Consider the following 14,865-nt stretch of genomic DNA (forward strand, 5'->3'; position numbering starts at 1 on the left):
TGCGTCGCGAAGTGCCCACTCGAGGGTCGAGTGGGCACTTCGCTGTCCGGGTCGCGTCAGTCCGACGCCGGGTCTTCGGCCGAGGTCACGACGAGAGCGTCCTGGAGCCGCGCGACGACGTCAGCGGCCGTGAGCTCCACCGGCACGGTGCCGTCGACCCACAGCCCCCAGTGCGGGGTGCCCGGGTCGGCGTCGTCGCGCACGACGACCACGTGCACCGGCTCGGGCTCGACGAGGTCGAGGAGGTCCTCGAGCCGGTCTCCCAGCGCGTCCTCGGCGACGACGGCGTCGAAGCCCTCGAGCTGGTAGGTCTCGGCGACAGCGAGGGCCGCCGACCAGCGCAGCAGCCGCATCCGCAGCTGCTGCGACGTGGGGGGCTCGTCCCACCCGGCGGCCGCGCCGGTGGTGACCGCCCCCTCGAGCGCCTCGCCGTCGACGACCACTGCCCGGCCCAACCGGGTGGCCAACGCCGCGGCCAGGTCGGCCCGAGTGCGGGTCCGGGCCGCCGTCACGACCAGGAGCCGTCCCCGGGGACCGGGCTCGTTCGGGTCGCTCATCCGCTGAGGGCCGCCGACACGACGTCCCTGGCCTCGGCCTGCACGCGGGCCAGGTGCTCGGCGCCCTGGAAGGACTCCGCGTAGATCTTGTAGACGTCCTCGGTGCCCGAGGGCCGGGCCGCGAACCACGCGCTCTCGGTCGTCACCTTGAGGCCGCCGATCTTCGCGCCGTTGCCCGGCGCCTGAGTGAGCTTGCCGGTGATCGCTTCCCCGGCAAGGGTTTCGGCGGTCACGTCCTGCGGCGAGAGGGCGCCGAGCTTGGCCTTCTCCTCGCGCGACGCCGCGGCGTCGATGCGGGCGTATGCCGGGTCGCCGTGTCGGCCGGTCAGCTCGGCGTAGTGCTGGCTGGGGGTCTTGCCGGTTGCGGCCAGGATCTCGGAGGCCAGCAGGGCGAGCAGGATGCCGTCCTTGTCGGTCGACCAGACGGTGCCGTCCTGGCGCAGGAAGCTCGCCCCCGCGGACTCCTCGCCGCCGAAGCCGACGGAGCCGTCGAGCAGGCCCGGCACGAACCACTTGAAGCCGACCGGCACCTCGAGGAGCGTGCGGCCGAGGTCGGCCGCGACGCGGTCGATCATCGACGACGACACGAGGGTCTTGCCGATGGCGGTCGTCGCCGGCCAGCCGGCGCGAGCTCCGCCGTAGAGATACTGGATCGCGACGGCGAGGTAGTGGTTGGGGTTCATCAGACCCGCGTCGGGGGTCACGATGCCGTGCCGGTCGGCGTCGGCGTCGTTGCCCGTCGAGATGTCGTAGGCGTCCTTGTTCTGGATCAGGCTGGCCATGGCCGACGGCGAGCTGCAGTCCATTCGGATCTTGCCGTCCCAGTCGAGCGTCATGAACGCCCACTGGGGATCGACCGCGGGGTTGACGACGGTGAGGTCGAGCCCGTGCCGCTCACCGATCTCGCCCCAGTACGCCACGGAGGCGCCACCGAGCGGGTCGGCCCCGATGCGCACCCCGGCCTCCCGGACGCGGGCGAGGTCCACCACGTGGGGAAGGTCGTCGACGTAGCTGCCGAGGAAGTCGTACGAGCCGGCCGCGTCACGCGCTTGGTCGAAGGCGACCCGCCGGACCTTCCTCAGTCCACCGCGGATGAGGTCGTTGGCTCGCTCGGCGATGACGGAGGTCGCATCGGTGTCGGCCGGGCCGCCGTGGGGTGGGTTGTACTTGAACCCTCCGTCGGACGGCGGGTTGTGCGACGGGGTGACGACGATGCCGTCGGCGAGACCGCTTGCGCCAGAGACCTTCCCGCGGTTGGCGCGGAGGATGGCGTGCGACACCGAGGGGGTCGGCGTGAAGCCGTCACGGTCGTCGACCAGCACCTGCACGCCGTTGGCGACGAGCACCTCGAGGGCCGAGCGCCACGCCGGCTCGGAGAGGCCGTGCGTGTCACGCCCGATGAAGAGGGGACCGTCGAAGCCCTGCGAGACGCGGTAGTCCACGATCGCCTGCGTCGTGGCCAGGATGTGGTCCTCGTTGAAGGCCGTGCGCAGGCTGGACCCCCGGTGCCCCGAGGTGCCGAAGGTGACCTGCTGGTCGGGGTCCTCCACGTCGGGATGACGGTCATAGTACGCGCCGATCAGGGCGTCGACGTCGACGAGGTCCTCGGGCTGGGCCGGCTGGCCGGCACGGGGGTGCGTCATGAGAGGCCTCCGTTCGTGGTCGTGCCGTCCGCCGGCTGCTCGGTGGCTGCCTTGGCCTTCGAGTCGGCGATCATCGCCGGGCTGACCGGGGGAGAGACCTCCTCGGCGGTCCCGACGACCACCTCGGCACCCGGCTCCTGCACGGGCACGAGCCAGACTGTCGACAAGCGCGCGACGGTCACGTCCACGGCATACGGCTGGTGGTGCCACTCCTCCTCGCGCGCCTCGATGACCAGGCCCGCGCTGCTCGGTGCGTCCGGGTGGTAGCCGGCCGTGTCGAGCACGACCGTCCACTTCCCGCCTCGCGGCAGGCCGATCCGGTAGGACTGCTGCGTCTGGCCGCTGAAGTTCATGACGCAGGCGACGACAGGGGCGTCGCTCGACCGGTCGCCGCGGCCGAAACGCAGCCACGAGAAGGTGTTGTGGGCGGCGTCGTCGGCCTCGAGCCACTCGAACCCCGAGCGCTCGGCGTCGAGCTCCCACAGGGCCGGGTGGCTGCGGTAGATGCTGTTGAGGTCCTTGACGAGGTTGTGCACCCGGTAGTGCAGCGGCTGCTCGAGCAGCCACCAGTCGAGGCTGCGGCCCTCGGACCACTCGGACTCCTGACCGAACTCGCAGCCCATGAAGAGCAGCTGCTTGCCCGGGTGGCACCACAGGTAGGCGAGGAAGGCCCGCAGGGTCGCCACCTGCTCCTCGCGCGTGCCCCGCGACTTGCGCAGCAGGGAGCCCTTGCCGTGCACGACCTCGTCATGGCTGATCGGCAGCACGAAGTTCTCGTCGAACGCGTACATGAGCGAGAAGGTGAGCTTGCCGTGGTGGTGCTTGCGGTAGATGGGCTCCTCGCCGAGGTACTTCAACGAGTCGTTCATCCAGCCCATGTTCCACTTGAAGCCGAAGCCGAGCCCGCCTTGGTTCGTCGGCTTGGTGACCCCGGGCCACGTCGTGGACTCCTCGGCGATGGTGACGATGCCGCCGACCCGCTTGTAGGCGGTGCCGTTGGTCTCCTTGAGCAGCTGCACGGCCTCGAGGTTCTCGCGGCCGCCCTCCTTGTTGGGCACCCACTCTCCGGGGTTGCGGGCATAGTCGAGGTAGAGCATCGAGGCGACGCCGTCGACCCGCAGCCCGTCGAGGTGGAACTCCTCGAGCCAGTAGAGGGCGTTGGCGACGAGGAAGTTGCGCACCTCGGGCCGGCCGTAGTCGAAGATGTTCGAGCCCCACTCGGGGTGCCAGCCCTTCCGCGGGTCCGGGTGCTCGTAGAGCGGCAGGCCGTCGAAGCGGGCCAGGGCCCACTCGTCCGTCGCGAAGTGGCCGGGCACCCAGTCGAGAAGGACGCCGATGCCGGCCTGGTGCAGCCGGTCGACGAGGAAGCGGAAGTCGTCCGGCCGGCCCCAGCGCGAGCTCGGCGCGTAGTATCCGGTCACGTGGTAGCCCCAGGACGGGACGTACGGGTGCTCCATGACGGGCAGGAACTCCACGTGGGTGAAGCCCAGGTCGCGCACGTAGTTGACGAGGTGCTCGGCGAGACCGCGGTAGCCGAGGCCCTGGCGCCACGAGCCGAGGTGCACCTCGTAGATGCTCATGGGCCCCTTGTGGGCGTTGAGCGTCCGACGGCGCTCCATCCAGTCGTCGTCGCCCCAGTCGTAGTGGGTCTCGGTGACGATGGCGGCCTGCTTCGGGGCCACCTCGGTCATGCGCGCCATCGGGTCGCTCTTGAGCCGGACGAGCTCGTCAGGGCCGCGGACGGCGAACTGGTAGTTCATGCCCTCCTGCGCGCCGGGGAGGAACAGCTCCCAGATGCCGCTCGCGCCGAGCGCCCGCATCGGGTGGGTGCGGCGGTCCCAGTTGTTGAAGTCGCCGATGACGTGGACCGCCTTGGCGCGGGGGGCCCACAGTGCGAAGGAGACTCCCCAGACGACCCCGAGGGGTCCGGAGTAGTGGCGCACATGCGAGCCGAGGACGGTCCACAGCAGCTCGTGGCGGCCCTCGTTGATGAGGTGACGGTCCATCTCGCCGAGGGTCGGGGCGAAGCGGTAGGGGTCGTCCTGCTCGTGCTCGACGCCGTCGCCGTACTCGACGAGCAGGCGGTAGTCGTGGGTCGTGCTGAAGTCTGGGGAGGTCATCGACCAGATCCCGTCGCGCACGTGCTGCAGCTCGACGCGGTCGCCCGAGTCGAGCCGTGCGCCCACCCGGGTGGCGAAGGGGCGGAAGGCGGTGATGGTGAGGCCGCCGGGGCCGACGTGGTGGCCGAGCAGGTCGTGCGGCTGGCCGTTGCGTCCCTGGAGGAAGGCCGTGATCGCGGCGTCGTCCAGGGACGGGCCGTGGGCGGTGTCGGTGCTCATGAAGTGCCTTCCGGGGTGGTGAGCCGCTCGACGGCGCCGAGCGGTATCGGCAGCCACGAGGGCCGGTTGCGGGCCTCGTAGACGACCTCGTACAGGGCCTTGTCGAGCTCGAGCGCGCGGGTCAGGGCCTGCGCGTCGGCGTCGGGTGCCCCGGCGACGGATGCATAGCCGTCGAGGAATGCCGCCCGGCAGGCTGCCGCCCATTCGGTGGCGTCCACGGGCGGCTCGGCGAGCGCCACGGACCCGGCGGCGTAGTCGAAGGAGCGCAGCATGCCGGCGACATCGCGTGCGGTGAGGTCGGGGCGTACGCGTTCGGCGAGCGGGCGCAGCGGCTCGCCCTCGAAGTCGAGCGCCACCCACCCGCGCTCGGGCACGTCGAGCACCTGACCGAGGTGGTAGTCGCCGTGGATCCGCTGCAGCGGTGGCCAGTGCACATCGCGCACGGAGGCGAGGACGCTCTCGACGGCGTCCGAGCGGGAGGCGAGGTCGGGGACCAGCTTCACGGCGGCGGCATACCGCTCGCGCATCGACGTGACGAGCGCCTCCCGGGCCTCGGCGGTGACCTCGTGGGTGCCGAGGGCATGTGCCAGCGCGACGTGGATGTGCGCCGTCACGACACCGAGGTCGCGGGCCCGCGGCGTGAAGTCGGACCCCGAGGCAGCGGCGACCAGGGCCACCCGCCAGGCGTCCTCGACCCCGGGGATGAACTCCTGCGCGAAGGCCAGGTGGCCGTGCATGGGTGTCGCGTCCGCCGGGGAGTCCCAGGCCCCGGAAAGGTGGCCGACGGCCATCGGAACCCGGTCGGATCCCTCCTCGGTCAGCGCGGACTGCACGACGACGTCGGGGTTGTCGCCGTCCTGCAGGGTGCGGAAGACCTTGACGATGACCGGCTCGGCCGGCCCGCCCCCCGGGGCCGTCAGGTGGCAGATGACGGAGGTGTTGGACTGCTCGCCCGTGAGCACGGTCGACGACGACACGGAGCCGTCGACGCGGCCCGTCGAGGCGCCGACGGCGCGGGCGTTGCTACCGGCCGAGGCCTCGGCGTCGTCGGACACTCCGGCGCCGAGGATCGTCGCCACGAGCTGTGACACGTAGACGGGGTCGTGGGGGCCGTCGTAGACCCATCGTGAGCCGAGGACGCTGTGCTCCATCGTGCCGAGGAGGGCGTGCTCGGCGCCCTCGAGCGGCGCGGCACGGTAGGTGAGCGGGACCTGGTAGACGACGGCGGGGGAGACGGCCTCGTCGGCCAGCAGGAGCGTCTCGCAGCCCACCTGGCCGTCGGGGTCCTCCAGGCGGAAGCCGCCGACCCGCCGCAGCTGCGGCACGTGCCCCTTGCCGTGGTACCACCTCTGGCGCGGCATCCACTCGGTGACCATCTCGGTCTTGGAGGGGGTCAGCGTCGCGTTCTTGTGGATCGTGGCCATCAGCCGTTGTCCTCTCGGCCGCGCAGCTGGAGCCAGAAGAAGTCGCGTGAGCCGAGGGTCAGCGTGACGCGGCCGTCGCTCGCGACCCACGGGAAGCCCTGCCCGCCGAAGAGGTCGATCAGCTGGCGGCCCGAGAGGTGCTCGGGCAGCTGGATCGTCGCTGCCTGCGGGCGGCTGGACATGTTGTTGACGCACAGGACCGCCTCGTCCGGGTTGTCGGGGTCGCCCCTGAGCACCCTGGTGAACGCGAGGATCGCGTCGTTGTCGGCGTGGACGACCTCGAAGGTGCCCACGCCGAACACGGGGTGGCGTCCGCGGATCTGGAGCATGCCGCGCACCCAGTGCAGCAGCGAGGCCGAGGAGGCCATCTGTGCCTCGACGTTCACGTTGTTGTAGTGGTAGACGAGGCTGCTGATGACCGGCAGGTACAGCTTGCCGGGGTCGACGCTCGAGAAGCCGGCGTTGCGGTCGGGTGTCCACTGCATCGGCGTGCGCACCGCGTCGCGGTCGTTGAGCCAGATGTTGTCGCCCATCCCGATCTCGTCGCCGTAGTACAGGCAGGGAGAGCCGGGCAACGAGAGCACGAGCGCGTGGATGAGCTCGATCTCGGGGCGCGAGTTGTCGAGCAGGGGGGCGAGGCGGCGGCGGATGCCGACGTTGGCGCGCATGCGCGGGTCGGGGGCGTACCAGCCGTACATCGCGGCCCGTTCCTCGGGCGTCACCATCTCGAGCGTCAGCTCGTCGTGGTTGCGCAGGAACGTGCCCCACTGCGTGCCGCTGGGGATGGCCGGGGTGTCGGCGAGCACGTCGATGATCGGCTGCGCCTTCTCCTCGCGCAGGGAGTAGTAGAGCCGGGGCATCACCGGGAAGTGGAAGCACATCTGGCACTCCGGCGACTCCTCGGAGCCGAAGTAGTCGACCACCTCCGCCGGCGGCTGGTTGGCCTCGGCGAGCAGGATCCGGCCGGGGTACTCCTTGTCGACCATCGTGCGCAGCTGGGCGAGGAACTCGTGCGTGCGCGGGAGGTTCTCGCAGTTCGTGCCCTCCTCCTCGAAGAGGTACGGCACGGCGTCGAGCCGGAACCCGTCGATGCCGAGGTCCATCCAGAAGCGCACGATGTCGAACATCGCCTCCTGCACGGCCTCGTTCTCGAAGTTGAGGTCGGGCTGGTGGCTGAAGAAGCGGTGCCAGAAGAACTGCCGGCGCACCGGGTCGAAGGTCCAGTTGGACACCTCGGTGTCGACGAAGATGATGCGGGCGTCGTCGTAGGCGTCGTCGGTGTCGGACCACACGTAGAAGTCGCCGTAGGGGCCGTCGGGCTCGGCGCGGCTTGCCTGGAACCACGGGTGCTGGTCGCTCGTGTGGTTCATCACGAGGTCCGTGACGATCCGGATGCCGCGGGCGTGCGCCTGCGAGACCAGCTCGGTGAACTCCGGGAGCGTGCCGAACTCGGGCAGGACCGCCTTGTAGTCGGAGATGTCGTAGCCGCCGTCGCGCAGGGGCGAGGCGTAGAAGGGCGGCAGCCAGAGGCAGTCGACGCCGAGCCACTGGAGGTAGTCGAGGCGCTGGATGAGGCCGCTGAAGTCGCCCGCGCCCACCCCCTTTGAGTCGGCGAAGGCACGCACGAGCACCTCGTAGAAGACCGCCTTCTTGAACCACTGCGGGTCGTGCTTCAGCCCCGGCTGGGAGAGGTTGAGTCCCTGCATGCGGTCAGTGGCTCCTCACGTGGATGACGTGGACGGGCTCGGAGTCAGGCCCCAGGCGCACGAAGTTGTCCTGGCGCCATTCCCACGTCTGGTTGGTGATGTGGTCATGTGCGTCGAAGGTCGACCATGAGGCCATACCCAGCGCCTCCAGATCGAGATGCACCCACGTCTCACGGGTGGCGTGCGGGTCGAGGTTGGCGACGACGAGGACGGTGTCGCGTGCGCCCGTCTCCTTGTCGATGACCCGCGACTTGCTGAAGACCAGCACGTTCTCGTCGTCGGCGCCGTGGAAGTGCAGGTTGCGCAGCCACCGCAGGGAGGGGTGCCACTCGCGGATGTCGTTGAGCCGCTTGAGGTACCCCGCGAGCGAGCGGCTCTCCAGGGGGCCGCCGGGCTCGTAGAGGTACCACTGGCGGTCCTTGTACTCGTACTTCTCGTTGTCGAGCTGCTCCTCGGCTCCCGGGCGGGCCAGGTGCTCCATCAGCTCGTAGCCGGCGTAGATGCCGTAGGTCGGGGACATCGTCGCCGCGACGGCGGCACGCAGCTTCCACGCGGTCGGCCCGCCGTACTGCATGTAGGGGGTGAGGATGTCGTGCGTCGTCGGCCAGAACGACGGGCGCATGTAGGCGGCGCCGGTGTCATCGCCGGCGAGCTCACGGCCGTACTCCTCGAGCTCCCACTTCTCGTTGCGCCACGCGTAGTAGGTGTAGCTCTGCTGGAACCCGGCCTTGGCGAGCGCATGCATCATGGCCGGCTTGGTGAAGGCCTCGGACAGCCAGATGGTCTCCGGGTACTCGAGCGCCACGTCCGCGATCAGCCACTGCCAGAAGGCAACTGGCTTCGTGTGGGGGTTGTCGACGCGGAAGATGCGCACCCCGTGGTCGAGCCAGACCTGGATGACGCGGCGGACCTCGGCGTACGCCTCCGCCGGGTCGTTGTCGAAGTTGAGCGGGTAGATGTCCTGGTACTTCTTGGGCGGGTTCTCGGCGTACGCGATCGAGCCGTCGGCGCGCGTCGTGAACAGCGACGGGTGCGTGTGCACCCAGGGGTGGTCGGGCGAGGCCTGCAGCGCGATGTCGAGGGCGACCTCGAGACCGACGCGCCCGGCCTCGGCGACGAAGTGGTCGAAGTCCTCGAAGGTGCCGAGGTCGGGGTGGATGGCGTCGTGCCCGCCGTCGGGGGAGCCGATGGCGTAGGGCGACCCGGGGTCGCCGGGCTGCGCGGCGAGGCTGTTGTTGCGGCCCTTGCGTGCGGTCGTGCCGATGGGGTGGACCGGTGTCAGGTAGACGACGTCGAAGCCCATGTCGGCGATGGCGGGCAGCCGCTCGGAAGCGGTGCGGAGCGTCCCGGAGACCCATTCGCCGGTCTTCTCGTCACGGTGCGCCCCCTCGGAGCGGGGGAAGATCTCGTACCACGCGCCGTAGAGGGCGCGCTCGCGCTCGACCCGCAGGGAGTATGCCGGCGAGGCCGAGACGAACTCGCGCAGCGGCACGAGGGCGGCGAGTCCCGTGATCTCGGGGGAGGTGGCAGCGCCGAAACGGTGCGCCGCCGGTGTCCGGTTGTCGCCCAGCGCGACCACGCCCTTGTCGATCTCGGACGCGTCGACTCCGAGGCCGCGCACCGACCGGGCGAAACGCTCGAGCACGCGGACGCCCTCGGCGCACATGAGGTCCTCGTCGACGCCCGCGGCGATCTTGATGCCGGCGTCGTGGACCCAGGTGGCGTAGGGGTCGGACCACCCCTCGACGCGGTAGGTCCACCAGCCCGCGCGGTCGGCGACGACGGTGCCGGACCACTCCGACAGGCCTGGGTTGTCACTGTGCATCGGGAAGTAGTGGTCGTTGCCGTCGGGGTCGGTGAGGACCGCGGTCGCGTTGACGGCGTCGTGTCCCTCGCGGAAGACCCTGGCGCGGACGGGGAACTCCTCGCCCACGACGGACTTCGCCGGTCGGGTCCCCCCGTCGACGAGGGGACGCACGTCGCTGACCGGGATGCGCCCGAACGGCAGGGCCCCACCCGGCATTCCCTCCACCGTCGGGGGAGTGCTCACGGGGTGGTCGGGGGCCAGGTGCACGGCGCCGGCCTCGGTGTCGTCGACGAACGCGCTGTCTGCTGTCGGGGTGGCGTCCGCCCGCCGGGGCGCAGCGGTGCGCACGCGGTTGGCCTTGCCGGAACTGGACTTCTTCGCTGAGCCGGTCACGAGATCGACCGTATCGAAATTGGGGCGTCAGGCCCATCAGGGCAACCGGCCCGTCCGCTGGGTGAAACCGGGCTGCAAGCGTTGCAAGAAGCCAACATCGCGACCCCTATGCTGTCCTCTTGTGAAGGCCATCCGCCGCTTCAGCGTCCGCACCGTCCTGCCCAGCCGCATCGAGGGACTTGGAGTCCTCGCCAGCAACCTGCGCTGGTCCTGGCACCCGCCGACCCGCGATCTGTTCGAGAGCATCAGTCCCCGCAAGTGGGCCCAGGCCGGCGAGGACCCGGTCAAGCTCCTGTCCCGTCTGTCGTCCGACGAGCTCGCGACCCTGGCCGGCGACGACGACTTCGTCGCCCGCGTCGTGGCGGCCAACGAGGACCTGCACCACTACCTGACCGACGAGCGCTGGTACCAGTCGTGGAGCCGTGAGCAGGAGGCCGCCGGCAAGGCCGCCCCCGCCGCGATCGCGTACTTCAGCCCCGAGTTCGGCATCACGTCCGTGCTGCCGCAGTACTCCGGGGGCCTCGGCATCCTCGCCGGCGACCACCTGAAGACCGCGTCCGACCTCGGCGTGCCGATCGTCGGCGTCGGCCTCTTCTACAAGACCGGCTACTTCAAGCAGTCGCTCAACCGCGACGGGTGGCAGGTCGAGACCTACCCGGTGCTCGACCCGGACGGGCTGCCCCTGGCGCTGCTGCGCGAGGAGGACGGCACACCGGCCGTCGTCACCGTCAGCCTCCCCGCCGGTCGCCAGCTGCACGCCCACGTCTGGAAGGCGCAGGTCGGCCGGGTGCCCCTGCTCCTGCTCGACTCCGACGTGCCCGGCAACGACGAGCAGACCCGCAAGGTCACCGAGTCGCTCTACGGCGGCGGCGGCGACACCCGCCTCGAGCAGGAGCTGCTCCTCGGCATCGGCGGCGTCCGCGCGCTGCGACTCTGGTCGCGCCTGTCGGGCGACCCGACGCCGGAGGTCTACCACACCAACGAGGGCCACGCCGGCTTCCTCGGCGTCGAGCGCATCACCGAGCTCGTCCGCGACCACGGCCTCACCTTCGACGAGGCCCTCGAGGCGGTCCGCGCGGCCACGGTCTTCACCACCCACACGCCCGTACCGGCAGGCATCGACCGCTTCGACGCCGCCAAGATCAACCTCTTCTTCGGCGGGGCGAACGCCATCCCGGGTGTGCCGGTCGAGCGCCTGCTCGCCCTCGGCGCCGAGGACTACGAGGGTGGCCAGCCCGGCATCTTCAACATGGCCGTCATGGGTCTGCGCCTCGCCCAGCGCGCCAACGGCGTGTCCCAGCTGCACGGCGTCGTCAGCCGCGAGATGTTCGACGGTCTCTGGCCGGGGTTCGACGACGTCGAGGTGCCGATCTCGAGCATCACCAACGGTGTCCACGCCCCGACGTGGGTCGACCGCGCCGTCTACGAGGTGGCGCAGAAGTACCTCGGCACAGCCGACATCGCCGGCCAGGACGCCTGGGACCGCATCGACGAGGTGCCGGCCGACGCGATCTGGGCCACCAAGCGAGTCATGCGCGAGAAGCTCGTTGCCGACGCCCGCCGCCGGGTGAAGTCCTCGTGGCAGAAGCGTGGCGCCAGCGATGCGGAGCTCGGCTGGGTCGAGGACGTGCTCGACCCCGACGTGCTCACCATCGGCTTCGCCCGTCGCGTGCCGACCTACAAGCGCCTGACCCTGATGCTGCGCGACCCGGAGCGCCTGAAGCGCCTCCTGCTGCACCCGGAGCGCCCGGTGCAGCTGGTCATCGCCGGCAAGTCGCACCCCGCCGACGAGACCGGCAAGCGCCTCATCCAGGAGATGGTCCGCTTCGCCGACGACCCCGAGGTGCGCCAGCGCATCGTCTTCCTGCCGAACTACGACATCGCGATGGCCCAGCACCTCTACCCGGGCTGCGACGTCTGGCTCAACAACCCGCTGCGGCCCTTCGAGGCGTGCGGCACGTCCGGCATGAAGGCCGCGCTCAACGGCGGCCTCAACCTCTCCATCCTCGACGGCTGGTGGGACGAGTGGTTCGACGGCCGCAACGGCTGGGCCATTCCGACGGCCGACGGCGTCGAGGACGCCGACCGGCGTGACGACATCGAGGCGTCGGCGCTCTACGACCTCATCGAGAACGACGTGGCCGCGAAGTTCTACGACCGCGACGCCGCCGGCCTGCCGCAGGGCTGGATCACGATGATGACCCACACGCTGAAGACGCTCGGTCCGAAGGTGCTCGCGAGCCGCATGGTGCAGGACTACACCCAGCAGCTCTACAGCCCCGCCGCCGGGGCCGGACGCTCGGTGGGTGACTCGGGCTTCGCCGGCGCCAAGGAACTGGCGGCCTACAAGTCCACGGTCCGCTCGGCCTGGTCGAAGGTCAAGGTCGAGCACGTCGAGCCCTCGGGCCTGTCGGACTCGCCGCAGATCGGCGACGTCCTCGACCTGCGCGCCTACGTCGCGCTCGACGGCCTGACGCCCGAGGACGTCGAGGTTCAGCTCGTCCACGGTCACGTGAACGACACCGACGAGCTGTGGGGCATGGAGGTCGCGCCCCTGGCGCTCGTCGAGTCCTACGAGGACGGCCGGCACCAGTTCGCCGGCTCACAGCCGCTGCGCCGCACCGGCTCCTTCGGCTACAGCGTCCGCGTCGTGCCGAAGCATGACGGGCTCGCCGGCCCCGCCGAGATGGGTCTGGCGCGCAACGCCTGACCCGCCGCGCACGCGCGACGAGAGCCCGGACCTCGAGAGGTCCGGGCTCTTGGCGTTCCTCGGCTCACTCCCGGTCCGGGACCCAGGGTTGCCCGTCCACCGAGCACCAGACCCGCATCGACGCCGCATGCATGATCGTCGGCGTGCCGGCGGCCAGCGCTTCACCCGGGGGAGCGGGCCGCTCGTCCGCGCTGTCCCAGAGCAGCTGGTATGCCGGCGTACCCGGTGCCACGGGTAGCGTGACGTCGGCGGCACGGGCAGAGCCGTTCACGACGACGAGCACCGACCGGTGCGAGAGCCAGGCGCCGTTGTAGAGCGCCTGCAGCACGTCCACCGCCGGCCCGTCCCAACGCTCGGCGACGGGACGCCCGTCGGCGGCGAACCAGGCCAGGTCGGTCGAGCCGTCGCTGTGGACCTGCCTGCCCGAGAAGAAGGCCCGTTGCCGCAGCACCGGATGGTCGCGGCGCAGGCCGGCGAGGTGCCGCGTCGTCTCCAGGAGGTCCTGCTGCCAGGGCTCGAGCTCCCACGACATCCAGCTGATCTCGTTGTCCTGCGAGTACGGGTTGTTGTTGCCTCGCTGGCTGCGGCCCAGCTCGTCGCCCGCGTTGAGCATCGGGACGCCGGTGGAGAGCAGCAGCGTGCCGAGGAGGTTGCGCATGGACCGGCCGCGTGCGGCAACGATCGTCGGGTCGTCGGTGCGACCCTCGACGCCGTGGTTCCAGGAGCGGTTGTCGTTGGACCCGTCGGTGTTGCTGTGGCCGTTGGCGCCGTTGTGCTTGACGTCGTACGTCGTGAGGTCGGCGAGCGTGAAGCCGTCATGGGCGGTGACGAAGTTGACCGACGCGATGGTGCCCCGGTCGTGGGTGTCGAAGAGGTCCTGCGACCCGGTGAGGCGCGTGGCGAGCTCGCGCACGCCGTGGCCCGCGCCGCGCGACACCGAGGCGGCGAGGTCGCGCAGCCAGAAGGTGCGTACTGCGTCACGGTAGCGGTCGTTCCACTCCGAGAACGGGGGCGGGAACTGCCCGGTGCGCCACCCGTGGATGCCGAGGTCCCACGGCTCCGCGACCAGCTTCGCGCGCGAGAGGACGGGGTCGGTGCGCAGCGCCACGAGGAAGGGGTGGTCGCGGTCGTAGCCGTCGTCCTTGCCGCGGCCCAGCGCGACGGCCAGGTCGAAGCGGAAGCCGTCGACGTGGCACTCCTGCACCCAGTAGCGGAGGGAGTCGAGCACCATCCGGGCGACGACGGGGTGCGTCAGGTCGAGGGTGTTGCCGCAGCCGGTGACGTCGATGTCGCGGCCGCGGGAGTCGACGCGGTAGTACGCGCGCTGGTCGAGCCCGCGCCACGACAGCGTCATGCCCTCCCGCGAGTTCTCGGCGGTGTGGTTGTAGACGACATCGAGCAGCACCTCGATGCCGGCGGCGTGCAGGTCCTTGACCATGGTCTTGAACTCGTCGAGGGCGCCCTGCGGGTCTGCGGTCGACGCGTAGGCGGCGTGCGGGGCGAAGAAGCCCAGCGTGTTGTACCCCCAGTGGTTGGTTAGGCCGCGAAGCACGAGGTCGGGCTCGTGGGTGAAGGTGTGGACCGGGAGCAGCTCGACCGCGGTGACGCCCAGCGCGAGGAGGTGCTCGACGAAGGCGGGATGGGCGAGGCCGGCGTACGTCCCGCGGAGGTGCTCGGGAACGCCGGGGTGCAGCTTCGTCGCGTTCTTGACGTGGACCTCGTAGACGAGCGACTCGGTCAAGGAGCGCCGACTGAAGGTGTCTGCGCCCCAGTCGAAGTCGTCCTTGACGATGACGCAGCGCGGCAGGTGGGGGGCTGAGTCGCGATCGTCGCGCACCCAGAGGTCGCCTCGTAGGTCAGGTCCGACACGGTGGCCGTAGAGCGCTGGGTGGAGCTCCACCCCGCCCTCGATGGCCCGGGCGTAGGGGTCGAGGAGCAGCTTGGCGGGGTTGTGCAGCAGGGACCGCTCCGGGTCCCAGTCACCGTCGACCCGGAAGGCGTAGCGCTGGCCGACGCCCACGCCCGGCACGGTGTCGAACCACGTGCCGTGGGCGCGGTGGCGCAGCGGGACGCGCCGCTCGGTCGTCCTGCCGTCGGCCAGGGTGTCGAAGAGGCAGACGTCGACGGCTCCGGCGTGTCCGGCGTACACCGAGAACTGCGCGCCCTCCGCGGTGACCCGGACACCGAGCTCGGGGGGCAGGTCGGGCGTCGCGGACAGGGGCGGACACATGTGTCAGAGCGTAGGCGGCGGCCCGGCCCTTCGCGCCCCGGGCCGGATCGACCTCG

At 70.7% G+C, this 14,865-nt stretch carries 8 protein-coding genes; 1 reads left to right on the top strand and 7 read right to left on the bottom strand.

Annotated features, from left to right (window positions below):
• Positions 1-56: 56 nt before the first annotated feature.
• Genes AC3WRT_RS00830 through AC3WRT_RS00855 form a run of 6 tightly spaced genes read right to left on the bottom strand, consistent with a single transcriptional unit; the run spans position 57 to position 9,869 of the window.
• The gene (locus AC3WRT_RS00830; RefSeq protein ID WP_492717972.1) at positions 57-557 is read right to left on the bottom strand and encodes a hypothetical protein; all 501 of its coding nucleotides are present in this window, start codon (positions 555-557) and stop codon (positions 57-59) included.
• A complete protein-coding gene (pgm, locus tag AC3WRT_RS00835) occupies positions 554-2,200 on the bottom strand; it encodes a phosphoglucomutase (alpha-D-glucose-1,6-bisphosphate-dependent) (protein WP_492717974.1) in 1,647 nt (548 codons plus the stop codon). Before pgm ends, AC3WRT_RS00830 begins: the two co-directional genes overlap by 4 nt.
• On the bottom strand, positions 2,197-4,539 hold the full coding sequence (gene glgB / locus AC3WRT_RS00840) for a 1,4-alpha-glucan branching protein GlgB (RefSeq protein WP_492717976.1): 2,343 nt from the start codon (positions 4,537-4,539) through the stop codon (positions 2,197-2,199). The genes pgm and glgB overlap by 4 nt, the downstream gene beginning before the upstream one ends.
• Complete coding sequence (locus AC3WRT_RS00845) at positions 4,536-5,963, bottom strand: maltokinase N-terminal cap-like domain-containing protein (protein ID WP_492717978.1); 1,428 nt, start codon at positions 5,961-5,963, stop codon at positions 4,536-4,538. The genes glgB and AC3WRT_RS00845 overlap by 4 nt, the downstream gene beginning before the upstream one ends.
• A complete protein-coding gene (gene treS / locus AC3WRT_RS00850) occupies positions 5,963-7,669 on the bottom strand; it encodes a maltose alpha-D-glucosyltransferase (protein ID WP_492717980.1) in 1,707 nt (568 codons plus the stop codon). The genes AC3WRT_RS00845 and treS overlap by 1 nt, the downstream gene beginning before the upstream one ends.
• A gap of 4 nt (positions 7,670-7,673) precedes the next feature.
• The gene (locus tag AC3WRT_RS00855) at positions 7,674-9,869 is read right to left on the bottom strand and encodes an alpha-1,4-glucan--maltose-1-phosphate maltosyltransferase (protein WP_492717982.1); all 2,196 of its coding nucleotides are present in this window, start codon (positions 9,867-9,869) and stop codon (positions 7,674-7,676) included.
• A 121-nt stretch (positions 9,870-9,990) separates the two neighbouring features.
• Here AC3WRT_RS00855 and glgP point away from each other — a divergent pair, with 121 nt between their 5' ends.
• Positions 9,991-12,579, top strand: a complete 2,589-nt coding sequence (gene glgP / locus AC3WRT_RS00860; RefSeq protein WP_492717984.1) for an alpha-glucan family phosphorylase — start codon at positions 9,991-9,993, stop codon at positions 12,577-12,579.
• A 64-nt stretch (positions 12,580-12,643) separates the two neighbouring features.
• Here glgP and glgX read toward each other — a convergent pair whose 3' ends face one another.
• A complete protein-coding gene (glgX, locus tag AC3WRT_RS00865) occupies positions 12,644-14,809 on the bottom strand; it encodes a glycogen debranching protein GlgX (protein WP_492717986.1) in 2,166 nt (721 codons plus the stop codon).
• Positions 14,810-14,865 lie beyond the last annotated feature (56 nt).

It is taken from the genome of Terrabacter sp. FW104-15G4B (assembly GCF_058790095.1).

Coding starts and splice junctions, on each gene's coding strand:
- AC3WRT_RS00830 (WP_492717972.1), bottom strand. CDS start 557: ATGAGCGACCCGAACGAGCCCGGTCCCCGGGGACGGCTCCTGGTCGTG.
- pgm (WP_492717974.1), bottom strand. CDS start 2,200: ATGACGCACCCCCGTGCCGGCCAGCCGGCCCAGCCCGAGGACCTCGTC.
- glgB (WP_492717976.1), bottom strand. CDS start 4,539: ATGAGCACCGACACCGCCCACGGCCCGTCCCTGGACGACGCCGCGATC.
- AC3WRT_RS00845 (WP_492717978.1), bottom strand. CDS start 5,963: ATGGCCACGATCCACAAGAACGCGACGCTGACCCCCTCCAAGACCGAG.
- treS (WP_492717980.1), bottom strand. CDS start 7,669: ATGCAGGGACTCAACCTCTCCCAGCCGGGGCTGAAGCACGACCCGCAG.
- glgX (WP_492717986.1), bottom strand. CDS start 14,809: ATGTGTCCGCCCCTGTCCGCGACGCCCGACCTGCCCCCCGAGCTCGGT.